The sequence below is a fragment of the Rhodoferax sp. P1_F3 genome, from assembly GCF_056405715.1.
In genome coordinates this window covers 48637-70108 of the sequence record NZ_JBFUBO010000002.1, presented here as the reverse complement: position 1 = coordinate 70108, position 21472 = coordinate 48637, and the positions used below count along the sequence as shown (strand labels likewise).

General features: G+C 60.9%; 21 protein-coding genes. 16 read left to right on the top strand and 5 right to left on the bottom strand.

What is annotated here, in order from left to right; genetic code table 11:
* The first annotated feature begins 124 nt into the window (after window positions 1–124).
* Window positions 125–1318, top strand: coding sequence for a phosphoglycerate kinase (locus AC1DZ5_RS02980; RefSeq protein WP_477885913.1), 1194 nt, complete (start codon window positions 125–127; stop codon window positions 1316–1318).
* Window positions 1319–1361: 43 nt separating this feature from the next.
* Here AC1DZ5_RS02980 and AC1DZ5_RS02975 read toward each other — a convergent pair whose 3' ends face one another.
* A complete protein-coding gene (locus AC1DZ5_RS02975; RefSeq protein WP_477885911.1) occupies window positions 1362–2330 on the bottom strand; it encodes a response regulator in 969 nt (322 codons plus the stop codon).
* 161 nt (window positions 2331–2491) lie between these two features.
* On the opposite strand from AC1DZ5_RS02975, the gene pyk reads away from it, so the two are divergent.
* The 7 genes from pyk to copM all read left to right on the top strand — a co-directional run bounded on the left by pyk (window position 2492) and on the right by copM (window position 8984).
* Complete coding sequence (gene pyk, locus AC1DZ5_RS02970; RefSeq protein ID WP_477885909.1) at window positions 2492–3925, top strand: pyruvate kinase; 1434 nt, start codon at window positions 2492–2494, stop codon at window positions 3923–3925.
* Between the two features lie 152 nt (window positions 3926–4077).
* A complete protein-coding gene (gene fba / locus AC1DZ5_RS02965) occupies window positions 4078–5142 on the top strand; it encodes a class II fructose-bisphosphate aldolase (protein WP_310343162.1) in 1065 nt (354 codons plus the stop codon).
* An 81-nt stretch (window positions 5143–5223) separates the two neighbouring features.
* Window positions 5224–6129: a phosphoribosylaminoimidazolesuccinocarboxamide synthase gene (locus AC1DZ5_RS02960; RefSeq protein ID WP_477885906.1), complete on the top strand. Its 906-nt coding sequence runs from the start codon at window positions 5224–5226 to the stop codon at window positions 6127–6129.
* Window positions 6130–6211: 82 nt separating this feature from the next.
* On the top strand, window positions 6212–7420 hold the full coding sequence (locus AC1DZ5_RS02955) for a cytochrome P450 (protein WP_477885904.1): 1209 nt from the start codon (window positions 6212–6214) through the stop codon (window positions 7418–7420).
* 59 nt (window positions 7421–7479) lie between these two features.
* Complete coding sequence (locus tag AC1DZ5_RS02950) at window positions 7480–8061, top strand: DJ-1/PfpI family protein (protein ID WP_477885902.1); 582 nt, start codon at window positions 7480–7482, stop codon at window positions 8059–8061.
* 54 nt (window positions 8062–8115) lie between these two features.
* Window positions 8116–8493 carry a ribbon-helix-helix domain-containing protein gene (locus tag AC1DZ5_RS02945; protein WP_477885900.1) on the top strand — a complete coding sequence of 126 codons (378 nt, stop codon included), beginning with the start codon at window positions 8116–8118 and terminating at the stop codon, window positions 8491–8493.
* 92 nt (window positions 8494–8585) lie between these two features.
* A complete protein-coding gene (copM, locus tag AC1DZ5_RS02940) occupies window positions 8586–8984 on the top strand; it encodes a CopM family metallochaperone (RefSeq protein WP_477885898.1) in 399 nt (132 codons plus the stop codon).
* Window positions 8985–8989: 5 nt separating this feature from the next.
* On the opposite strand, the gene AC1DZ5_RS02935 is transcribed toward copM, so the two are convergent.
* Together AC1DZ5_RS02935 and trxA are read right to left on the bottom strand one after the other, a co-directional pair.
* Window positions 8990–11119 (bottom strand): substrate-binding domain-containing protein, encoded by a 2130-nt coding sequence (locus AC1DZ5_RS02935; RefSeq protein WP_477885896.1) that lies wholly within the window; start codon window positions 11117–11119, stop codon window positions 8990–8992.
* Window positions 11120–11221: 102 nt separating this feature from the next.
* Window positions 11222–12178 (bottom strand): thioredoxin, encoded by a 957-nt coding sequence (gene trxA / locus AC1DZ5_RS02930; protein WP_477885894.1) that lies wholly within the window; start codon window positions 12176–12178, stop codon window positions 11222–11224.
* Window positions 12179–12280: 102 nt separating this feature from the next.
* Between trxA and purE the strand changes: the two genes are divergently transcribed.
* The 4 genes from purE (at window position 12281) to AC1DZ5_RS02910 (ending at window position 15636) form a co-directional block, all read left to right on the top strand.
* Window positions 12281–12784, top strand: a complete 504-nt coding sequence (gene purE / locus AC1DZ5_RS02925) for a 5-(carboxyamino)imidazole ribonucleotide mutase (protein WP_477885892.1) — start codon at window positions 12281–12283, stop codon at window positions 12782–12784.
* On the top strand, window positions 12784–13986 hold the full coding sequence (locus tag AC1DZ5_RS02920; RefSeq protein WP_477885890.1) for a 5-(carboxyamino)imidazole ribonucleotide synthase: 1203 nt from the start codon (window positions 12784–12786) through the stop codon (window positions 13984–13986). Before purE ends, AC1DZ5_RS02920 begins: the two co-directional genes overlap by 1 nt.
* Before the next feature lie 11 nt (window positions 13987–13997).
* On the top strand, window positions 13998–15062 hold the full coding sequence (locus tag AC1DZ5_RS02915; protein WP_477885888.1) for an L-threonylcarbamoyladenylate synthase: 1065 nt from the start codon (window positions 13998–14000) through the stop codon (window positions 15060–15062).
* Between the two features lie 73 nt (window positions 15063–15135).
* Window positions 15136–15636 carry a Crp/Fnr family transcriptional regulator gene (locus AC1DZ5_RS02910; protein WP_477885886.1) on the top strand — a complete coding sequence of 167 codons (501 nt, stop codon included), beginning with the start codon at window positions 15136–15138 and terminating at the stop codon, window positions 15634–15636.
* A 10-nt stretch (window positions 15637–15646) separates the two neighbouring features.
* On the opposite strand, the gene AC1DZ5_RS02905 is transcribed toward AC1DZ5_RS02910, so the two are convergent.
* Both AC1DZ5_RS02905 and AC1DZ5_RS02900 read right to left on the bottom strand, forming a co-directional pair.
* Window positions 15647–15955 (bottom strand): hypothetical protein, encoded by a 309-nt coding sequence (locus tag AC1DZ5_RS02905; RefSeq protein WP_477885884.1) that lies wholly within the window; start codon window positions 15953–15955, stop codon window positions 15647–15649.
* A gap of 37 nt (window positions 15956–15992) precedes the next feature.
* The gene (locus AC1DZ5_RS02900) at window positions 15993–18080 is read right to left on the bottom strand and encodes a hypothetical protein (RefSeq protein ID WP_477885882.1); all 2088 of its coding nucleotides are present in this window, start codon (window positions 18078–18080) and stop codon (window positions 15993–15995) included.
* Window positions 18081–18358: 278 nt separating this feature from the next.
* On the opposite strand from AC1DZ5_RS02900, the gene tssB reads away from it, so the two are divergent.
* The 4 genes from tssB to tssE are packed head-to-tail and all read left to right on the top strand — an operon-like array spanning window position 18359 to window position 21470.
* Window positions 18359–18880 (top strand): type VI secretion system contractile sheath small subunit, encoded by a 522-nt coding sequence (gene tssB, locus AC1DZ5_RS02895; protein ID WP_310343140.1) that lies wholly within the window; start codon window positions 18359–18361, stop codon window positions 18878–18880.
* A 55-nt stretch (window positions 18881–18935) separates the two neighbouring features.
* Window positions 18936–20426: a type VI secretion system contractile sheath large subunit gene (gene tssC / locus AC1DZ5_RS02890; RefSeq protein ID WP_310343137.1), complete on the top strand. Its 1491-nt coding sequence runs from the start codon at window positions 18936–18938 to the stop codon at window positions 20424–20426.
* A 36-nt stretch (window positions 20427–20462) separates the two neighbouring features.
* Complete coding sequence (locus AC1DZ5_RS02885) at window positions 20463–20957, top strand: Hcp family type VI secretion system effector (RefSeq protein WP_310343135.1); 495 nt, start codon at window positions 20463–20465, stop codon at window positions 20955–20957.
* A 60-nt stretch (window positions 20958–21017) separates the two neighbouring features.
* On the top strand, window positions 21018–21470 hold the full coding sequence (gene tssE, locus AC1DZ5_RS02880) for a type VI secretion system baseplate subunit TssE (RefSeq protein WP_477885878.1): 453 nt from the start codon (window positions 21018–21020) through the stop codon (window positions 21468–21470).
* Window positions 21471–21472 lie beyond the last annotated feature (2 nt).

The window sequence follows — 21472 nt, the reverse complement described above, 5'->3', positions numbered from 1 at the left end:
CCGCCTTGGGGCGGCCCGGCGGCGAGTTCCGTTGCCGTTACGTGCGAGTCCAGTCCAGCGCACTTCTACAATGCCGGGTGTTGCCGCACCCCGCGCGCGCTTTCTACTACCTGAGGTTTCCCCCATGCAAGTGATCCGTTTTTCTGACCTGATTGCCCAAGGCAAAGTCGCTGGCAAGCGCGTGTTCATCCGTGCCGACCTGAACGTGCCGCAGGACGACGCGGGCAACATCACCGAAGACACGCGCGTACGCGCAAGCGTGCCCTGCATCCAGATGGCGCTGGACGCCGGTGCGGCCGTCATGGTGACCAGCCACCTGGGCCGCCCCACGGAAGGCGAATTCAAACCCGAAGATTCGTTGGCACCCGTGGCCAAACGCATGGGTGAGCTCATGGGTCGCGATATCCCTGTTCTGGCCAACTGGACCGACGGCGTGGACGTCAAACCTGGCCAACTGGTGATGCTGGAAAACTGCCGCGTCAACAAGGGCGAAAAGAAGAATAACGAAGACCTGGCCAAGAAAATGGCCGCGCTGTGCGACATCTTTGTGCACGACGCCTTTGGCACGGCCCACCGCGCTGAAGCCTCCACCTACGGCATCGCCCAGTTCGCCCCCATCGCCTGCGCCGGCCCGCTGTTGGCCGCCGAGATGGACGCCATCAGCAAGGCCTTGCTGGCTCCCAAGCGCCCGCTGGTGGCCATCGTGGCTGGCTCCAAGGTGTCGACCAAGCTGACCATTCTGAAGAGCCTGGCCGAGAACGTGGACCAGTTGATTGTGGGTGGCGGCATTGCCAACACCTTCATGCTGGCCGCCGGCCTGAAGATTGGCAAGAGCCTGGCCGAACCCGATTTGCTGGACCAGGCCAAGGCCGTCATCGAGGCCATGAAGGCGCGCGGCGCTGCCGTGCCCATCCCCACCGATGTGGTCACCGCCAAGACCTTCTCTGCCGATGCCGTGGCTACCATCAAGGCCGCCACCGATGTGGCGGACGACGACCTGATCCTGGATATTGGCCCGCAAACCGCGCAGGCCTTGGCCGACCAGTTGAAGAAGGCCGGCACCATCGTCTGGAACGGCCCGGTGGGTGTGTTTGAATTTGCCGCGTTTGAGAACGGCACCAAGGTGATCGCGCACGCTATTGCCGAGTCCAGCGCCTTCTCCATCGCCGGCGGTGGCGACACGCTGGCCGCGATTGCCAAGTACGGCATCGAGAAACAAGTGGGTTACATCAGCACCGGCGGCGGCGCCTTCCTCGAAGTGCTGGAAGGCAAGACTCTGCCCGCATTCGAGATCCTGACCAAGCGCGCAGCGGCCTAATTTGCTATGAAATTGGAAGCTGCTCGCACAGCTTCCACGCTGGCTAGAGCGGCATTGGCGCTGTATCCAGGCTGGCATAGCGCACTTGACCACGCCCGCCTTGTTTGGCCTGTTGCAGTTGCGCACTCGCCAGGGCCAGCAGGTCGCTGGCATGGCCGCTGTGCGGACTCACCCGCGTGCCCAGGCCCACGCTGACCGACACCACATCGCTGCCATGCGCCCCCCCGCGTGGCAGAGCCAGCTGGCGCACCCGGCGCTCCATCTCCTGCGCCAAGGCCAAGGCGTCCTCGTGTGACGTGTCGGGCAGCAGGCAGGCAAACTCCTCACCTCCGAAGCGCGCCACCACATCGGCCGGACGGCGCAAGACGGCCTTGAGCGTCACCGCAATCAGGCGCAGGCAATCGTCGCCGGCCTGGTGTCCGTGGCGTTCGTTGTAGGCGCCAAAGTGGTCCACATCCAGCAGCACCAACGACAGCGACAGGCCGCTGCGTGCCGCACGCGCCCACTCGGTGGCCAGCTGCTGGTCAAAGTAGCGGCGGTTGAACACGCCCGAGAGGCCATCCAGCAGCACCAGTTTTTTGAGCAGGTCGGACTGGAACTTCAGCGTCAAGTGCGTGTGCACGCGGGCGCGCACCACGGCGGGGTTCACGGGTTTGGAGATGAAGTCCACCGCCCCCAGGCCCAGGCCATGGGTCTCCTGGCCGGCATCGGGCCGCGCGGTGACAAAGATGATGGGGATGTGGGAGGTGGCCTCTTGGGCTTTCAGCTGGCGGCACACGGCAAAGCCGTCCATGCCCGGCATCAGCACGTCCAGCAGCACTAGGTCGGGCGGGTTGCTTTGGCACACGGCCAGCGCCTGCTCGCCCGAGGTGGCCATGAACACCTGGTAGTCCTCGGCAAACGCCTGCACCAGCATCTGGATGTGGATGGGCTGGTCGTCCACCACCAACAGCTTGGGCTTGCCGTGCGTGCTGTCCAGCAGCGCAGCGGCGTGGGTGGCGGGGGCGTTCATGGGAAATGGCAGGCAAGCGGCGGGTGGGGGAGTTATTCAACCACGGGCGGTGGTTTTGTGCCCTCCGGGCTAACCCCCGCTCGTCTTTTCTTGTGCCTGCCATGTAACCAAGGTACAAACAAGCATGTGAAAATAGGTAACTCACTCTAGGAGACAGTTTCATGCCCAGTCGCGCCACCAAAATCGTTGCCACCCTCGGACCCGCCTCCAGCGACCCCGCATTGCTGGAGCAAATGATCCGTGCCGGCGTCAACGTGGTGCGACTGAACTTCAGCCACGGCAAGGCGCAAGACCACATCGATCGCGCCCGCCTGGTGCGCGAAGCCGCGCAACGCGCCGGCCGCGAAGTGGCCATCATGGCCGATCTGCAGGGTCCCAAGATTCGCGTGGGCAAGTTCGCTGAAGGCAAGGTGTTCCTGGAGCCTGGTCAAAAATTCATTCTGGACGCGGCACGCGTGGAGCTCGGCGACATCAACGCTGTGGGCCTGGACTACAAGGCACTGCCCTCTGAAGTGAGTGCTGGCGATGTGCTGCTGTTGAACGACGGCCTGATCGTGATCACCGTGGACGCGGTGAAGGGCGAGCAGGTGCACACCACCGTCAAGCTGGGTGGCGAATTGTCCAACAACAAGGGCATCAATAAGCAAGGCGGCGGACTGACCGCTCCCGCGCTGACTGGCAAGGACATGGAGGACATCCGCACCGCGATGAGCTTCCAGGCCGACTACGTGGCCGTGAGCTTCCCCAAGAACGCCACCGACATGGAAATGGCACGCCAGCTGTGCAACGTGGCGGCGGCCGAATACAACCACAAGCCCGGCCTGATCGCCAAGATCGAACGCGCCGAAGCCATCCCCCGCCTGCTGGAAATCTTGCTGGCTTCGGACGGCATCATGGTGGCCCGCGGCGACTTGGCGGTGGAGGTTGGTAACGCCGCCGTACCTGCGCTGCAAAAGCACATGATCAAGCTGGCCCGCGAGCACGACAAGGTCGTGATCACCGCCACGCAGATGATGGAATCCATGATCACCAACCCCGTGCCCACGCGTGCCGAGGTGAGCGACGTGGCCAACGCCGTGCTCGACGGCACTGACGCCGTGATGCTGTCGGCCGAAACCGCCGCCGGCAAGTACCCGCTGGAAACGGTGATCGAAATGGCCAAGATTTGTCTGGCCGCCGAAGGCAGCGAGCACGTCAAGCTGGATGCCGATTTCACCGGCAAGACCTTCACCCGCATTGACCAGTCCATCGCCATGGGCGCACTGTTCACGGCCCACCACCTAGGTGCCAAGGCCATCGTGGCCATGACCGACAGCGGCAGCACCGCGCTGTGGATGAGTCGCCACCTGATCCATGTACCCATCTATGCGCTGACCCCCAAGGTCACCACCCAGCGCAAGATGACGCTGTACCGCAATGTGCGCCCGCTCCTGATGGGTTCCAGCGCCGACCGCGACACCGCGCTGCTGGAAGCTGAAAAGCACTTGAAGACCCGTGGCATTGTGCAAAAGGGCGAGATCTACGCCATCACCTGCGGCGAACCCATGGGCGCACCCGGCGGTACCAATATGCTGAAAATCTGCGCAGTGAACTAAGCCTGTTCAACGTGACACCCAAGGGGCCTGCAGGCCCCTTTTTTGCGTCCAAATCCGGGTTAACCCTCGGGAGTTAGAATCCGACAACGGTACAAGTTACCAAGCGGTTACCAAATCTGCCGCTGCGAGTTTTTAACTTCCTGGGGACATCCATGGCACTCGTTTCGATGCGCGAGCTTCTCGACCACGCGGCAACGCACAACTACGCGATTCCGGCGTTCAACGTCAACAACCTGGAGCAAGTCCAGGCCATCATGGAGGCCGCCAAGGAAACCGGCGCTCCCGTGATCATGCAGGCCAGCGCTGGCGCCCGCAAATACGCAGGCGAGCATTTCCTCCGACACCTGATCCAGGCCGCGGTGGAAAGCTACCCGACGATTCCCGTGGTCATGCACCAGGACCATGGTCAAAGCCCCGCCGTGTGCCAGGGCGCCATTGACCTTGGCTTCAGCTCCGTGATGATGGACGGGTCACTGGAAGCCGATGGCAAAACCATTGCCAGTTACGAGTACAACGTGGAAGTGACCCGCAAGGTGGTCGACATGGCCCACAAGCTGGGTGTCACCGTCGAAGGTGAGTTGGGCTGCCTGGGATCGCTGGAAACCATGAAGGGCGACAAGGAAGATGGCCACGGCACCGACGCCACCATGACTCGCGAGCAATTGCTGACCGATCCCGAAGAAGCTGCCGATTTTGTGAAGCGTACCCAACTGGACGCCTTGGCCATTGCCATTGGTACCAGCCACGGCGCCTACAAGTTCACGCGCCAGCCCACGGGCGACATCCTGGCGATTGAACGCATCAAGGAAATCCACCGTCGCATCCCCAATACCCATTTGGTGATGCACGGCTCCAGCGCCGTACCCCAAGACCTGCTGGCCGCTATCAACCAGTACGGCGGCAAGATGCCCCAGACCTGGGGTGTGCCGGTGGAAGAGGTGCAGCGTGCCATTCCGTTCGGCGTGCGCAAGGTCAATATCGACACCGATATCCGCATGGCCATGACGGCCGCGGTGCGCAAGTTTTTGGTGGAGAACCCTGAGAAATTTGACGCCCGCGAATGGCTCAAACCCGCCCGCGAAGCCGCCAAGCAGCTGTGCAAACAACGCTACATGGAGTTCGGCTGCGAAGGCCAGGCCGCCAGCATCAAGGGCCACAGCCTGCAGGTCGTGGCCGGGCAATATGCGCGTGGCGAGTTGGCGCAAGTCGTCCAATAACCCGGCCGTTCCTGCAAATTGCGATAATCGAGGGCTCTGCCTTCCCGCGTGGGGGCAGAGCCCTTTTACTTGTTGGATGCCATGACCTCTGCCTTGCACACCTCTGCCCTGTCCCTTCCCCTGCTTGCCCGTGGCAAGGTGCGTGACAACTACGCCGTGGGCGACGACCGCATCCTCATGGTGGCCAGCGACCGCCTCTCCGCGTTTGACGTGATCATGGGCGAGCCGATTCCCGGCAAGGGCGCGCTGCTCACGCAGATGGCGCTGTTCTGGTTCGACAAGCTGGGCCCCAATGGCGCCAACATCTGCCCCAACCACCTGACTGGCGACGCCCCCGAAAGCGTGGTGCTTCCCTCCGAAGTGGCGCAGGTCACCGGCCGCTCCATGCTGGTCAAGCGCCTCAAGCCCCTGCCGGTTGAGGCTGTGGTGCGCGGCTACCTGGCCGGCAGTGGTTGGAAGGAGTACCAGGAGAACGGCGCGGTGTGTGGCGTCAAGCTGCCTGCTGGGCTGAAGAACGCCAGCAAACTGCCCGAACCCATTTACACCCCCGCTGCCAAGGCCGCAGTGGGTGACCATGACGAGAACATCACTTTCGAGAAGACCGTGGAAATGATCGGCCTGGACCTGGCCACGCAGATCCGCGACCTCAGTATCCAGATTTACAAGGCTGCGGCAGAGATTGCGCTGACCAAGGGCATCATCATTGCCGATACCAAGTTCGAGTTCGGCCTGGACAAGGACGGCACGCTGACGCTGATGGACGAGGTGCTGACGCCCGATTCCAGCCGCTTCTGGCCGCAAGAGAGCTACCAGGAAGGCACCAACCCGCCCAGTTACGACAAGCAGTTTGTGCGCGACTGGCTGGAGCAGGTCCTGGTGGACGGCAAGCCCTGGAGCAAGACGCCTCCGGCTCCTCGCGTGCCGAATGAAGTGATTGCCAAGACGGCGGCCAAGTACCAGGAGGCGCTGACGCGCCTGACGGCCTGAGCCACAGCCCTCCAGGTCGTATGCGTCGTTCGCTGTGGGTTACCCAGCATCCCGCACCTGGCTGGCACCGATCGCTCCTGTGATGCCAATGCCTCCTTGGGTGGATGCCGCCTTTCTGGCCAACCCCTACCCGGCCTACCAGGCCTTGCGCGAAGCAGGCCCGATCCACTGGAGCACCGAATTTTTTGGTGGTGCTTGGTTGCTCACCCGCCATGCGGATGTGGAGCAGGTGCTGCGCGACCCACGCTTCTCGGCCCAGCGCACCGGCGGCTGGGTGACGGACCGCGAGCAGGCATCTGGCGAGCTGGCCGGCTTTCAGCAGCTGTTTGCGCGGGCCATGCTGTTTCTGGACGCGCCGGACCACGGCCGCATCCGCAAGGTGCTGAACGCGGGCTTTAAACCCGCCGTGCTGCAGGCCCTGGCGCCCTTCATCGAAGAGACGGTGACCGAGCTGTTGGACGTGGTGCAGGACGCACTGTCCTTCGACGTGATGCAGGCCCTGGCCCGGCCTCTGCCCACCCGCGTCATTGGCCACATGATGGGCATTGAAGATGCGGCCAACGCCGACTTCGCGGCCTGGTCCGACGACCTGGCCAGCTTCATTGGCGCTCCACTGCCCACCCATGCCCAAGCGCGTCGCGCCCAGGCCAGCCTATTGGCCATGGGTCGTTATTTCGACGGCCTGCTGGCCCGGCGCCGCGCGCAGCCCGGGGACGACCTGGTCAGCCGCCTGTTGCAGGCTGAAGCGGCCGGCGAGATTCATAACCATGCAGAACTGCTGGCCCAGTGCGCGATGCTGCTGTTCGCCGGCCACGAGACCACGCGTAACCTGCTGGGCAATGGCCTGCAGGCCCTGCTAAGCCACCCGGACCAATGGCAGCGACTGCAGCAAGAGCCTGCATTGCTGCCTAGTGCGGTGCGCGAGCTGCTGCGCTTTGATAGCCCGGTGCAGTACACGGGCCGCCGGGTCACCACCACGCTGGTGTTGCACGGCCACACTCTGCGCCGCGGCGATCTGGTAGTGCCGCTCATCGGTGCGGCCAACCGCGACCCGACGCGCCACCCACAGCCAGACCGGCTGGACATTGTCGGGCGCGATGGCGGCTCGGTGTCGTTTGGCTCGGGCCCCCATGTGTGCATAGGCGCAATGCTCACCCGCATGGAGGCCGAAATCGCCTTTCGCCAACTGCTGCAGCGCCTGCCCGGCTTGCGCCTGGCCGACGCCCTGCCGCAGTGGGCGCACAACCCAGCCTACCGCGGTCTGAACCATTTGCATGTAGTAACCGGCTAACACCCACCACCGCGCGGCGCTGCCAACAATGGCCTCCTCAACACAATGAGGAGACTGACATGGCGGGCAAAAAAATTCTCATGATTTGCGGTGACTACTGCGAAGACTACGAAACCATGGTGCCGTTCCAGGCGCTGCTAGCCGTGGGCCACACGGTGCATGCGGTATGCCCCGACAAAAAGGCGGGCGACACCATCAAAACCGCCATCCACGACTTTGAGGGCGCGCAGACCTACAGCGAGAAGCCTGGGCACAACTTCACGCTGAACGCCAGTTTTGCCGACGTGAAGCCCGAGGCCTACGACGCGCTGGTGATTCCCGGTGGCCGTGGCCCCGAATACCTGCGCACCTACCCTGCGGTGGTGGCTGCCGTGAAGCATTTTTTCGACACCAACAAACCTGTGGCCGCGGTGTGCCACGCCGCCCAACTGCTGGCAGGTGCCGGTGTGCTACAGGGTCGCACCTGCTCGGCCTACCCGGCTTGCCGCGTGGAGGTGGAGCGCGCGGGCGGCACCTATGCGGACATTGCCATCGACGCCGCGTACACCGATGGCAACCTGGTGTCGGCACCCGCCTGGCCCGCGCACCCGGCCTGGATTGCGCAGTTTCTGGCGCTGCTGGGCACGCGTATTTCCCATTGACGGCCTGGGGGCTGGCCCGCACCATGCGGGACAGCCCACTGCAGGAGACAGTCCATGTGCCAAGTGTTCATTAGCGCCGACCCCACGCTTTATGAGAGCCGCGCCCGTTCGGTACGGTTGCACGGCGTGGCCACCAGCATCAAACTGGAAAACCTGTTTTGGCGGGTCTTGGACGAAATTGCCAGGCGAGACAGCATGAGCGTGCCGCAGCTCTGTACCAAGCTTTATGACGAACTGGTGCAGGAGCGTGGCGAGGTGGACAACTTCGCGTCCTTCTTGCGCGTGTGTTGCGGCCGTTACATGGCGCTGCAGCTCAGCGGCGGCATCCCACAGGATGTGGACATTCCCATCCGCAGCTTGAACGCCGAGCGCGTGCTGGCCACCGAGCGCTATCCCGCTGCCAGCGGGGCACCGCACCGCCACGCCGCCTGACGGATTCTTGACCCAGCGCAAACGCAGGCAGGAACCTTGACCGCCCAATGCGGTCTATCCAACACCTGCGCTTTGCAGGGATTGAGGAATCCATGACACTACATATTTACCTAGGCCGCACCGTGGCCGCTTTGACCGTGACTCTGTCTTCCGCTCTGCTGGCACCGGGTGCGTGGGCACAGGCTGCAGACCCGCACGCCGGCCACACCATGGCAGCCAGTGGCGACACGTCGCCTTCCAGCGTAGCCTATGAAGCGGCCAATACCAAGATGCACAAGGACATGTCGGTGGCCCTGACGGGTGACGCAGACCGCGACTTTTTGGCTGGAATGATTCCTCACCACCAGGGTGCCATCGACATGGCCGAGGTGGTGTTGAAGTACGGCAAAGACCCCAAGGTGAAGCAACTGGCCCGCAACATCATTCGCGCGCAAAAGCAGGAGATTGCGATGATGACCGCGTGGCTGAAGGCAAAAGAGGCTGCCAAGTAGTCCTGCTACTCCAGAGGAACGGCGGGCGCACGCAGCGGCAGGGTAATGTCGAAGTGGGCCCCTTGGCCCACCTGGCTGCGGACTTCGATTTTCCCACCCAGGGTGTGTTCGACCAGGCTGTGGGTGATGCTCAGGCCCAGGCCCGATCCACCCCGGCCAAAGCGGGTAGAAAAAAATGGATCGAACACGCGTTGGATGTTCTCGGGTGCGATGCCCACGCCGTCATCTTCCACCGCCAGCCGAATCCAACCCGGTGACTGCATGTGGGCTTGAATGCGGATGTGCCCCTGCACCCGTCCGTCCAGCCCATGGATCACCGCGTTGTTGATCAGGTTCATGAGCACCTGCTCCAGCGCCCCAGGGTGGCTGTGCATTTCAATGTCATCGGGGATGGCGCGTTCCAGCGTCACCGCGGTCTTCTTCAGGGTGGGGGAGAGCAGCAACAGCGTTTCCTCCACCACCGACGCCAGCAAAAAATTGCGCGGTTGAGAGCTCGACTGGTCGATTGCCACCTGCTTGAAGCTCGAAATCAAATGTGCTGTGCGCACCAGGTTGCGCTCCACTAGGTCCGAGCCGTTGCCAATGGCATCGAGAAAGTGCTGCAGGTCCGTGCGCGTGATGCCCTTGCTGACTTGTTCTGCGAAGGCAAGGCACTGGTCTTTCAGGGTCGTGGCGGCCAGCATGGCATTGCCGATGGGGGTATTGAGCTCATGCGCCACACCTGCCACTAGCGCGCCCAGTGCGGCCATCTTTTCCGAATTCACCAGCATGCGCTGGTTCTCCAGCAAGGCCTGGTTGGCACGCTCCAGATCGGTGGTGTGTTGTTCCAGCATGGCCTCTGCACGGGTGCGTTCCGTAATGTCATCGGCTACGCAGAGAATGTAGGCGGGCTGGTGCTGCTCATCGTAAATCGGAATTTTCCGGGTGTGCAGGTACCGGATCCCGAAGCCAGGCACCTCGGTTCTTTCGACCGGTATCTCCAGTGGAATGCCGGATTCCATTACCGTATGGTCTTCCAGCCAATACCGTTTGGCGTCTTCTTCGCCAAACAGGTCAAACACCGTTTTGGCCAGGTGTTGGTCGCGTGGGACGCCCAGCCACGCCTCGCGGGCCTTGTTCACACGGATGTACCGGTAGTCTTTTGCCTCCTTCACGTAGAGCATGGTGGGGATGTTGTCCACCAGTGTCTCCAAAAATGCGTTGCTTTGCTTTTGCTCCTGGTTGCGGGTGACCAGATCCTGGGTGATGCTGGGAAAGATGCTGAGTGCGCGCAGCGCGGCAGCGCCCAAGTTTTCGGGCAGGATGATTTCCGTGTCCAGCACCACCTGGTGGTTCTGCGGTCTAATGCCTTGGACCATCTGCAGCGCCGCCTGGATGGCAGTCTCGGCCATGCGGCCCAGCGGCTGGTGAACCGAGGCATGCATGCGGCCTTGGGCGATGGCCATCAGCCCTTCGGGCATGGCGTCGAAGCCCGTGACCAGCACCTTGTGGACCAGCCCTGCCTGGGTCAGTACCTCGTTGACGCCCAGTGAAGCCTCGTCACTGGTGCTCACGATCGCAACGAGGTCGGGGTGGGCAGTCAGGGCTTCACGGGTCAGGGCCACAGCCTGGGTACGCAAATCGGTTTCCGAACTCCAGTCCAGTGCGCCATCAAAAACCAGCTGGATATCCGGGTACTTTTCCAGCGCGCGCAAAAAACCCCGGGTGCGCAACCGCCCCGCCTCCATGCGCTGGTCGCCCTGCAGGTAGGCAACCTTGCCGCGGCCTTCCAGATGTTGGCAGACATAGTCCGCCATCGCGAACTGGCCCGCAAAGTTGTCGGCGCTGATGGTTAAAAAAGGGTCTTCCCCGCCCGGGGAACCGTCCACGGCAATCACATGCATACCCTGCTTGCGTGCCTCCTGCAAAACCGCAATCAGGTCAGGTTGCTCGGTGGCAACGGGTCGCACGATGAGGACCTGGATGCCCTCCTGCAGCAGCTGTCGGATTTCTGCTATCTGACCCTGCAGAGAGCGAACAGGCCGGTTCAGCAGTTCAACGCCCAGCGGCTTGCTGCAGATCTGCAGGTGGTAATGGAAATACGTCCAGCACAGGGCATTGAGGTGCACAAAGCCAATACGGACAGGATGTTGCATCGAAGGGGAGCAGGGGGACGCTGTGGTGTGCGAAATGCCTGATGCACCGTACTGCAAATCTGCCCCTTCCGCAACAGGGCGCCCCCGGGGGGGGCCTGAAACTCAGTTCAACGCCATACTGAGTTTGCGGCGGTAGGTGGCCACCAGCTGGGCCTGTGGATCGGTCTCGGCCACTACCTTGCCCACCACCTCAATGCCACCGGCCGTTTTGCCTGCGTCAGCGGGGTTGGCCTTGGGTTTGGCTGGGGTCAGCAGTTCCAGAATCGCCACAAAGGTCTTGCGTGGCACGGCGTCGCCCCAGGCCTTGTCGCGCATGATGATTTCCAGTAGCTCGTCCATGGCGCCAGTCCAGTCACCGCCCACCATCAGTACACGGGCCTTGGCCAGGCGGGCGTCGAAGTCGCGCTTGTTGGTGGCAATGAGGGCGTCGAACTGGTCCGGCGTCCACAGGCCACGGTCGTCGGTCACCACGAATTTGATGGCGTCCAGAAACTGGCCCAGCGCCTCGAAGCGCAGCTGGCGCGGAATCTCGGTGAGCTTGGGCGCCAGCGCGGCCTCGGCGTCTTCCAGCAGGTCGTTTTCGATCAGCAGGCGCACGTAGTCGTAGCGTGCGTCGTCATTGCCGGGGTTGATGGTCAGTGCTTCCAGCAGCTTGTTCAGCGCGGCCTGCGGGTCGCCAGCGGCCGCCAGGGCCTGGGCGTCTTCGGCGTCGGCCTCGGCTTCCAGCACTGCCTCAGTCGGCACATGTTTGTCCAGAAACTCCTTGATCTTGCTCTCGGGAATTGCGCCCATGAAGCCATCGGCTGGTTTGCCGTTGATCATCAGCACGCAGGTGGGGATGCTGCGGATGCCAAAGGCCTGGGCCAGTTGCTGCTCCTGGTCGGAATCAATCTTCACCAGCTTGAAGCGGCCGGCGTACTCTTCTTCGACCTTTTCGAGCAGCGGGCCAATGACCTTGCAGGGGCCGCACCAGGGCGCCCAGAAGTCGACCAAGACCGGGACCTGGTGCGAGGCGGCGACGACTTCGGCGTCAAAGTTTTCGATGGTGACGTTGATCATTTGGGGTAGCTCGGGGTGAAAAAGTAAAATTCAATTCTGGCCAAGTGCGCAAACCCTGCGCCGCCAGTCCACCTGGCGCTCTGCAAAGCGCATTTCAGCACTATGAAAACCATTCAAATCGGCGTCGTCATGGGTTCCAGCTCGGATTGGGACACCATGCAGCACGCAGTCGATATTCTCCAGCAGTTTGGCATTGGCTTTGAAGCCCGGGTGGTTTCCGCCCACCGCATGCCCGATGACATGTTTGTCTATGCCGAATTGGCGGCCGAGCGTGGTCTGCAGGCCATCATCGCTGGTGCTGGCGGGGCAGCCCACCTGCCGGGCATGCTGGCGGCCAAAACCACGGTGCCCGTGCTGGGCGTGCCGGTGCAGAGTAAAGCGTTGTCGGGTGTGGACTCGCTGCACAGCATCGTGCAAATGCCCAAGGGCATTCCCGTGGCCACCTTTGCCATTGGCGCCGCCGGGGCGGCCAACGCGGCGCTGTTTGCCGTGGCCATGCTGGCTGTGAATAACGCGGACATGCGCATGAAGCTGGAGGCCTTTCGCCGCGACCAGACCGAAAAAGCCCAAAGCATGACTTTGCCGATTACTGGAAGCGAGCAATGATGGGGAAGTCCGACATCTTGGCACTGGGCGGGCCCAAAGAGGTGACATTGGGCGTCATGGGCGGTGGCCAGCTGGGTCGCATGTTTGCCCACGCCGCGCAGCAGATGGGTTTTTTCACCGCAGTGCTGGACCCAGACACCAACAGTCCGGCGGGCCGCATCAGCCACCACCACATCCAGACTGAATACACCGACCCCGCGGGCTTGGCCCGGCTGGCTGAGGTGTCGGCCGCTATCACCACCGAATTTGAGAACGTTCCGGCCCAGGCACTGCAGCAACTGGCGCACACCCGCTCCGTCGCTCCCAGTGGTGCGGCCGTGGCCATTGCCCAGGACCGCGCGGCCGAGAAGGCGCACTTTGTGAAGTGCGGCGTGCCCTGCGCGCCCTATGTAGTGATTGAAACGGCAGAGCAACTCGCCGCCGCGGACGCCAAGCTCTTGCCCGGCATCCTGAAAACCGCGCGCATGGGCTACGACGGCAAGGGCCAGGTCCGTGTGAAGACGCCGGCCGAGCTGGCCGCCGCCTGGGCCGATCTGGGCGGCGTGTCCTGTGTGCTGGAGCAGATGCTGCCCCTGGCGCTGGAGTGCTCGGTCATCGTGGCTCGCGCATCCGACGGCAGCTGTGTGAACCTGCCCGTGCAGCGCAACCTGCACCGCGACGGTATTCTGGCCGTGACTGAGGTGTATGAAGGAAATATGCCGCTAGCCCTCGTGGAACGTGCGGTGGCTGCTGCAAAATCGATAGCAGAAGGCGTGCAGTACGTCGGCGTGTTGTGCGTGGAGTTCTTTGTGCTGGACGAAAGCCACCCCGCATCTACCGGCCTGGGCGGCCTGGTGGTGAACGAGATGGCGCCGCGCCCGCACAACAGCGGCCACTACAGCATGGATGCCTGCGATGTCTCGCAGTTTGACCTGCAGGTGCGCACATTGGCGGGCTTGCCACTGGTGCAGCCACGCCAGCACAGCCCGGCCATCATGCTGAACCTGCTGGGCGACATTTGGCCGGACGAAGGACGCGATGGCGGTGTGCCCGACTGGGCGGCCGTACTGGCCCTGCCCGGCACCCACCTGCACCTGTACGGCAAGCTGCACGCCAAGAAGGGCCGCAAGATGGGTCACCTGAACATCACCGGTACCACGGTGGCGCAGGTGCGTGCCACGGCGCTGGAGGCGGCGCGCATCCTCGGCATCGCCGCGTTCTGAGCCGCAGCACCATGATTGTTTCGGCCTACCTGTTCGCGGATGGTGTGGAGCTTGCTCCTGATTCCATAGCTGCTGCCGCAGAGACGGTGCGGGCTGGAGGCCTGATTGGCTTGCCAACCGAGACGGTGTATGGCCTGGGCGCCGATGCGTCCGACCCCATTGCCGTCGGGAAGATCTTCACCGCCAAGGGCCGCCCGGCCGACCATCCTCTCATTGTGCATGTGGCGGCGTTTGACGGTGGCATGGGCGGCGTGGCGCACTACTGCACCAAGGTGCCGGCCTTTGCCCAACAGCTCATGTCGGCCTTCTGGCCGGGCCCGCTCACGCTGATCCTGCCGCGCCGCGACGGCATGGGCGAGGCTGCCGCGGGCGGGCAAAACAGTATCGGCCTGCGCTGCCCGGCGCACCCGGTGGCGCAGGCGCTGTTGGCTGCGCTGCGCAAGCCCGCAGAGGGCGAGACCGAGGTCTGGGGCATTGCCGCCCCCAGCGCCAACAAGTTTGGCCGCGTCAGCCCGACCACGGCCGAGCATGTGCACGGCGAGTTTGGTGACGATTTACTGATTTTGGATGGCGGCCCGTGCGAGGTAGGCATCGAGTCCACCATCATCGACTGCACGCGCGGCGCACCGGTGTTGTTGCGCCCGGGTTCCATTACGGCAGCGCAGGTGGAGGCCGCCTGCGGCCGTCAGTTGCTATCAAAAGAGGAGCTGGATGCGCAGAACCAACTAGGGCCACGGGCCTCTGGGACCCTGGAATCGCATTACGCCCCCAGCGCCACCGTGCGCCTGATGGATGCCAAGGCGCTGCAGGCCGCGCTGGACCTGCTGGCCAGCGCCCAGGCGCCTGACGCCCGCCCCACCATCGCGCTGTACCACCGTAGCTCGCTCAAGGTGCACTCGCCCTTGGTCAGCACGCACCGCATGCCCAACCACGCCCAGCCTGCAGCGCATGAGCTGTTCGCCAAACTGCGCGAGATGGATGCCCAGGGCGTCAAGCTGATCTGGGTGGAGGCGCCGCCGGAGGCTTCGGAATGGGACGGGGTGCGGGACCGGTTGACGCGGGCTGCGGCGCACTGAGGTTCGCGTGCAACAGTCGGCATGCCGCTCCAGCTTGCCATAGCGCATGATTTACGTCACATTGCGCGTATCCATGAAATCGACACTGAAATCTTTGTTCAAGACCGATAGCCCCGACGTTACAGAGTTGCTGAAGGCCATTCAAGCGAATCCCGCAGATGATTCGATGGCGCGGTTCATGCCAGTGCCCGCCTGGCAGGTGTTGGCTGGGTATCTGGATGTGGAGACAATCCAGCGCGGCCATATCCTGACCGCCATGGGCGCCTTGGATCGTACTGTGTATTTTCTGGAGTCAGGCACCTTGCGCATTCACTACAGTAAAGATCCGGGACAGGTGGTGGTCGCCACCCTTCGCGCTGGCAGTGTGGTGGGCGAAGGCGCATTTTTTTCCCAGTTGGAACGCAACGCCACGGTTCAGGCCATGACCATATGCCGGGTATGGAGTCTGACCCCCGCGCGCTTTGACGATCTGCGCAAACAGAATATTGATGTGGCGCTGTCCCTGGTGATGGCTTTGGGGGCTGCAGTGGCTTCCCGCATGCTGGATGTGACCAAACGGGCTGTTGTCACCTGAGTCGTCGCGCTTATTCGTTTGGTGGTGGATTGGTGGGAAGGGTGGCGCTTTGGCCCAAAGCCTCATCGGTCAATAGCTCCGCCACCAAACCCACCCACCAGTCGCGGCGTTTTTGAGCTGCTTGGATGGCATGGTCATCCATCTCGGAAAACAAGGTCTTGATGCTCAGACCCTCACACACTTCCAGAAAGTCGGTCGAGGCCTGCGCCAATTGTTCCGGGCGCATGCGCCGCAGCACGGACAGCAACATGGCAGAGTCAATGGCAACCGTCATGCGCAGGCTGGTGAGGTCCGTCCGGAGTTGGGAGACAGTGTCCATGGCGATACCCTAGGAAATCCTCGACCAAGAGTGCGGCTCAATCGTCGCCATACTGCGCTTCCCAGACGCGCCGCCGCAAGTCCTTCGACTTCAGGGTGCTGATGAATCCATCCCGGTAGAGTTCCAACGCATCACCTTCTATGGACCGCGCAGGTGTCTTCTCCCACCCGGCGGGAATGCGTATGCTGCTCAAGTCCTGGGCCAATCCGGCATCCAGTGCACCCAGTTCGTTGAGCCAGCCCTTGAGGGCATCTGACGCGGGTCCATAGCAATACTTGTTGCCTCGGCAAGTACGGGAATGGTTGGTAGTTGCCACGAATTTCTTGACAGCTTCCTCTGCCAATCCGGTGTAGTTTTCTGCGGTCATGGACATTTCGTTGGCGATCGAAACGAACTCCTCAAAAAACTGCCCGGTACGGTTGCTGTATTTTGCGGTCACGCACTTCATGTGCATCAGGAATGCGCCATACAACTTGTCCGGAAAAGAGGCTTGTTCCAATATCGTGTGCGCCTTTTCCCACTCTTCCAGGTTGGAGATGTAGTCGTCGATCTCCTGCTTGGCGAAAGTGCGGAGTGTGCCAATGCGTTCGCCTACGGATTGCTGGCGCATGCCGGTAAGCCCCAATGTTTTGCCGGTCGCCAATTTATGCTCGTTCCAGGCAGCATTCGCCACTTCCACGGCAACCTTTACAACCGCGGTGGCAATCGCCATGCCATGCTGCGCCGTAAATCCTTTGGAAAAAGTGACTGGATCCAGCAAGCTCTTCGCCGTATCCTGGTTGCCCTGGGCATTGGTTTGAGTGGCAGCCTCGGCAAGGTCTTCGGCGTCAGCACCCGCATATTTAATCTGCCATGCTTCTGACTGGGTGCCATTCAGAAAGCTCGTCAGAAACGCGCTGCCCACGGTGATGCCCACGCCTTTGACGGTTGATCCCGCGGTAACCGCAGCGTCGCCCCACGAGCTTGGAACGTCGGGAATAGCCACGACGGCGGCCAGGTATTCCTTGGACATGTCCTTGGTGATTTGATAGCCAGCTTGCAGATAGGCTTTTTTCTGCTCGGCGATGTACTTCACGACGATGTCATTCTTCACCTTCTCAAATTTGTCTTTGTTGGTGCGTCGTAGAAGTTCCAGCGCCATGTCGGTTTGCAGGCTTTGGGGCCACGCGTCCTTGATGTAGTCCGGGATCATTTGGTAGATCCATTCAGCGTAGTCCTTGGTGCGCCCCAGGTGCCGTCCTGCGTAGTGTTGGATACCCTCGCGCTTGATCGCGTTGTTGAACGTGTCGTAGATTCCCTTGCAATTGACGGTATTTCTTGACGTATGGTTGCGCTGAATGATTTGCCAAGCTTGCTTCAAGAGTTTGCGCTCATCCGCTTCATACTGACTCGTCACCAACGCGGTGTACATGATGAACTCGTCGATCATCGCGGCCGTTTCGCGCAGGGTCTCAAAGCGGTTGTCGACCAGTTTCATGGTTTCCCACAGTTCCACCGCATCGTTGCAGTGCAGCAGTCGGACATTGCCAGCAGGGCCCTGGTTTCCGGCACGTGTGGCGCCAAACGTACCCTGTGTCCAGGCGCCTTCGATCTTGGGGGAGGAGATGAATTTCTTGAGCCGCAAGAAGTCGACGTCCAGATTCGCCAAGGCGTTGTAAACATCGGTCAGGCCCTGCTTGGAGAGCATGTTTTTGACGTCGTCCACGACCTCGGAATACCCTTCGTTGAGCTTTTTGGATTCAAACGGGTCCGGCGTTCCATCGCTCTTGGTACCCTGGATGGTCTCGGTCGTCATCAGGGTCAGCCCGGCCTTCTTTTTCTTTTCGTACTTGCCCTTGGATCGACTCCTGGACCATCGGTCCCAGGCGGTACTGAGTCCCAGTCCGACCACGCTACCTGCCAAAGCCACGGCCGCCGCAATCGGACCACCGAGTACTGCAATGGTGGCGGTCAGTATGAACGTGGTGGCGTTCATGGCCATGAACCGCTTTTGCGTGTCAAGGTAACGCCCAATGCGCCTGGCGGTGTCGTTCCGTCCAATGGTGATGGACTGGCCTGCTTTTACCTTCTCTTCCACACCATGTGTAAGTGTTGTGAAACGTATTTCGTCTGCTGGGGTTGGCATTCCGCCCTCCAAGTGCGTCAGCGGGCCACTTTAGCATTGGATATACGCTATTGAAATAGGAAATAGGCGGAGTATTCCGCGGTTTTGCTATCGAATTCGCAGCATTCGGCCTTGTTACAAATGCCGCACGATGTTTTAATAGTTACTATTAGTTGCATAGCAAGGAATAGTGGTGTACAAAGCCCCTCCTTGGATGCTGCGTTTTTGCGCTTCATATTGTTGTGGTGACGATTGCGGTCCCTTGTGACTACGTTTTTTAACCTTTTTGAGGGGAATTTATGTCTGATAGTTTGCAAAATTGGGTGGGTCGCAACCGTCCACCACGGGTTCAAATCACATATGACGTTGAAATTGGCGACGCGGTAGAAAAGAAAGAGCTGCCCATGGTGGTGGGCTTGTTGGCCGACCTGTCCGGTCAGCCAGCCATTGCACTGCCCAAAATGAAAGATCGCCGGTTTGTCGAAATCGACCGCGACAACTTCAATGGCATCATGGCCAAAATCGCTCCCCGTCTGGATCTCTCCGTCCCCGATGCGATGAAGGGTGAAGGCAATATCAAGGTCGAGCTCAATTTCAAAGAGTACGACGATTTCCATCCTGAAGCCATTGTTCGTCAGGTCCCCCGTCTGGCTAAATTGCTGGAAGCGCGCCAGCAATTGCGCGACTTGCTGGCCAAGCTCGACGGTAACGACGAGCTCGACAGTCTCCTTGAAAACATCGTCCAAAGCACGGAAGAGCTCAAAACGATCCAGTCCCAGGCCAATGCCGATGCGCCCGCGTCGGACGCCTCTTCGTCTTAACAGCTTTTAGGTTCGTGCAAGCGCACGTACTTCAACATTTGGAACGGTGATTGACATGGCAACTACACAAGAAACGGGTGGCGCAGGCGCCGCCGGCACCACCAGCGAACTGGGTCTTCTGGACCGCATCGTGGTGGAGGGCAATATGGCGGTGGAGCCTTCGCAAAACCCCTATGCAAAGAAATTGATCGGCCAGTTTGCCTCGCAGATCCTGGACGAAGGTATGAAAACCAGTCCGGACAAGGGCGTCGTTGCGATGATCAACGAGCGGATTGCAGAGATCGACACGCTGCTCTCTGACCAGCTCAACGCCATCATGCACGACAGCGCGTTCCAGAAACTGGAAGCTTCGTGGCGCGGCCTGCACGATATGGTGTTCGGCACGGAAACCAGCACGCGCCTGAAGCTGCGCCTGCTGAATGTGACCAAAAAGGAACTGCTCAAGGATCTGGAGTCTGCGGTGGACCACGACATGAGCGTGCTCTTCAAGAAGGTCTACGAGGAAGAATATGGCACCTTCGGCGGCCATCCCTACTCGCTGCTGATCGGTGACTACCAATTCGGCCGCCATCCGCAAGATTTGGCTTTGTTGGAGCGCATCTCCAAAGTGGCTGCAGCGGCCCATGCGCCCTTCATTGCAGCCGCAGCCCCCGCCTTGTTCGACATGAAGTCGTTCACCGAGCTGGGTGTTCCGCGCGACCTCTCCAAGATTTTCGAAAGTGCAGAACTGGCCACGTGGCGTGGTTTCCGCGACTCGGAAGATTCGCGTTATGTCTCTCTGGTGCTGCCAAGCTATGCCGCGCGCCTGCCTTATGGTGCCAAGACTATCCCGGTGGACAACTTCAATTTTGAAGAAGACGTGGATGGCAAAGACCACTCCAAGTACCTGTGGGCCAACTCTGCGTACCAGCTGGGTTTGCGAATTACCGATGCCTATGCCCAGTACGGATGGTCTACCGCCATTCGCGGTGTAGAGGGAGGTGGCAAAGTCGAGGGCATGACTGCCCACGCCTTCAAGACCGATGAAGGCGATGTAGTGCTGAAGTGCCCGACCGAAGTGCTGATTACCGATCGCCGCGAAAAGGAACTCAACGATCTGGGTTTCATTGCCATCGTCAATTCCAAAGGCTCCAACTTTGCAGCGTTCTTTGGTGGCCAAACCGTCAACAAGCCCAAGCTGTATGACAAGGACGCTGCGAATTCCAATTCCCAGTTGTCGGCCCGTCTGCCCTATGTGCTGGCGGCCTCCCGCTTCGCGCACTATCTCAAAGTCATCATGCGCGACAAGGTCGGCAGCTTCCAGACGCGTGGCGAGGTAGAGATCTACCTGAACAACTGGATCTCGGCGTATGTGTTGATCAACGAGGGGGCGCCGCAAGCCATGAAGGCACGCTTCCCACTTAACCAAGCGCGCATCGATGTATCGGAAGTGCCCGGCAAGCCAGGCGCTTTCCGTGCAGTAGTGTTCCTGCGTCCGCATTTCCAAATGGAAGAGTTGACTGCATCCATCCGTCTGGTGGCGGATTTGCCAGCACCTGCTGTCTGAAGCCTTTTTGATTAACTCAACCTGTTTGGATCATTTATGTTGTACCTAAGTATTGACACCATTAGCGGCAATTGCACAGAAAAAGGGTATGAAGACTGGATCATGCTCGACTCCTTTAGTTTGGGGGTGGCAAACTCATTGACGTCCAATGCTGGTAATAGCGAACGCACAAGCGGTGGTGTACAGATTTCCGAAATGAACTGTTCAAAAACCATGGACGTTGCTTCTTTGTTGCTTGCGGAGGCGTGTGCTGGCAACAAGAATCTTGGGGAAGTCATTCTGACCGTGACTCGTACGGATGGCGACGAGCAATTGGAGTTGGTGAACTACACCTTGAGTGACGCAATGATTTCGAGCATCTCGACATCCGGCTCTGGTCACGGCGACCTGCCCCATGAAAGTTTCAGTATCAATTTCACTGCGATCGATGCAACGTACACGAAGCAGAAGCCCGAAGGTACTGCCGAAGGTACGGCCAACTTCTCGTGGGACATGAAGACACGCGAGAACAAATCCGCAGCAGGCGGCTAAGCAAAGGCGAGCGTCTTGCGGGACGTCTAGCACCCACTATTCGGATGAGGGATTTCTTGAATGGCAGAACTCATCCGCGGTGCCAGCATCCCGCTTTTCGAACGCTTGCAAGGCGGTGACTCCGGCCAATTCGGGCAGGTCATGTCGCCGGCGCAGCTTGAGCTTTCGATTGGGCGGGAGCTTTCGCGCTTGTTGAACACCCGGTCCAGATTGGCGGTGCGCGAGTTTCTGGAGAGCAGAGGCACCACGCTGGACTACGGCATACCGGATATGTCTGCCCTGTCATCGCGTTCGCAGTCCGACCTGGACTTGCTGCAGTCGGCAATTGCCAAAGCGATTGCCCTGTACGAACCTCGTTTGAAAAATGTAATGGTACGAGCTACCGCGTCTGCAACGGATGCGACGACTCGGGTGGCAATCAGCGGAGCGGTCACCATCGACATGAAGTTGCGTCCCCTGAACTTTGAACTTCAAATTGATCCACGCCATGGTGGCTTGGCAAAGGCGAATTGACG

Excerpts from the sequence above, each read along its gene's own strand:
- AC1DZ5_RS02980 (WP_477885913.1), top strand. The coding sequence starts at position 125 with ATGCAAGTGATCCGTTTTTCTGACCTGATTGCCCAAGGCAAAGTCGCT.
- AC1DZ5_RS02975 (WP_477885911.1), bottom strand. The coding sequence starts at position 2,330 with ATGAACGCCCCCGCCACCCACGCCGCTGCGCTGCTGGACAGCACGCAC.
- pyk (WP_477885909.1), top strand. The coding sequence starts at position 2,492 with ATGCCCAGTCGCGCCACCAAAATCGTTGCCACCCTCGGACCCGCCTCC.
- fba (WP_310343162.1), top strand. The coding sequence starts at position 4,078 with ATGGCACTCGTTTCGATGCGCGAGCTTCTCGACCACGCGGCAACGCAC.
- AC1DZ5_RS02960 (WP_477885906.1), top strand. The coding sequence starts at position 5,224 with ATGACCTCTGCCTTGCACACCTCTGCCCTGTCCCTTCCCCTGCTTGCC.
- AC1DZ5_RS02955 (WP_477885904.1), top strand. The coding sequence starts at position 6,212 with ATGCCAATGCCTCCTTGGGTGGATGCCGCCTTTCTGGCCAACCCCTAC.
- AC1DZ5_RS02950 (WP_477885902.1), top strand. The coding sequence starts at position 7,480 with ATGGCGGGCAAAAAAATTCTCATGATTTGCGGTGACTACTGCGAAGAC.
- AC1DZ5_RS02945 (WP_477885900.1), top strand. The coding sequence starts at position 8,116 with ATGTGCCAAGTGTTCATTAGCGCCGACCCCACGCTTTATGAGAGCCGC.
- copM (WP_477885898.1), top strand. The coding sequence starts at position 8,586 with ATGACACTACATATTTACCTAGGCCGCACCGTGGCCGCTTTGACCGTG.
- AC1DZ5_RS02935 (WP_477885896.1), bottom strand. The coding sequence starts at position 11,119 with ATGCAACATCCTGTCCGTATTGGCTTTGTGCACCTCAATGCCCTGTGC.
- trxA (WP_477885894.1), bottom strand. The coding sequence starts at position 12,178 with ATGATCAACGTCACCATCGAAAACTTTGACGCCGAAGTCGTCGCCGCC.
- purE (WP_477885892.1), top strand. The coding sequence starts at position 12,281 with ATGAAAACCATTCAAATCGGCGTCGTCATGGGTTCCAGCTCGGATTGG.
- AC1DZ5_RS02920 (WP_477885890.1), top strand. The coding sequence starts at position 12,784 with ATGGGGAAGTCCGACATCTTGGCACTGGGCGGGCCCAAAGAGGTGACA.
- AC1DZ5_RS02915 (WP_477885888.1), top strand. The coding sequence starts at position 13,998 with ATGATTGTTTCGGCCTACCTGTTCGCGGATGGTGTGGAGCTTGCTCCT.
- AC1DZ5_RS02910 (WP_477885886.1), top strand. The coding sequence starts at position 15,136 with ATGAAATCGACACTGAAATCTTTGTTCAAGACCGATAGCCCCGACGTT.
- AC1DZ5_RS02905 (WP_477885884.1), bottom strand. The coding sequence starts at position 15,955 with ATGGACACTGTCTCCCAACTCCGGACGGACCTCACCAGCCTGCGCATG.
- AC1DZ5_RS02900 (WP_477885882.1), bottom strand. The coding sequence starts at position 18,080 with ATGCCAACCCCAGCAGACGAAATACGTTTCACAACACTTACACATGGT.
- tssB (WP_310343140.1), top strand. The coding sequence starts at position 18,359 with ATGTCTGATAGTTTGCAAAATTGGGTGGGTCGCAACCGTCCACCACGG.
- tssC (WP_310343137.1), top strand. The coding sequence starts at position 18,936 with ATGGCAACTACACAAGAAACGGGTGGCGCAGGCGCCGCCGGCACCACC.
- AC1DZ5_RS02885 (WP_310343135.1), top strand. The coding sequence starts at position 20,463 with ATGTTGTACCTAAGTATTGACACCATTAGCGGCAATTGCACAGAAAAA.
- tssE (WP_477885878.1), top strand. The coding sequence starts at position 21,018 with ATGGCAGAACTCATCCGCGGTGCCAGCATCCCGCTTTTCGAACGCTTG.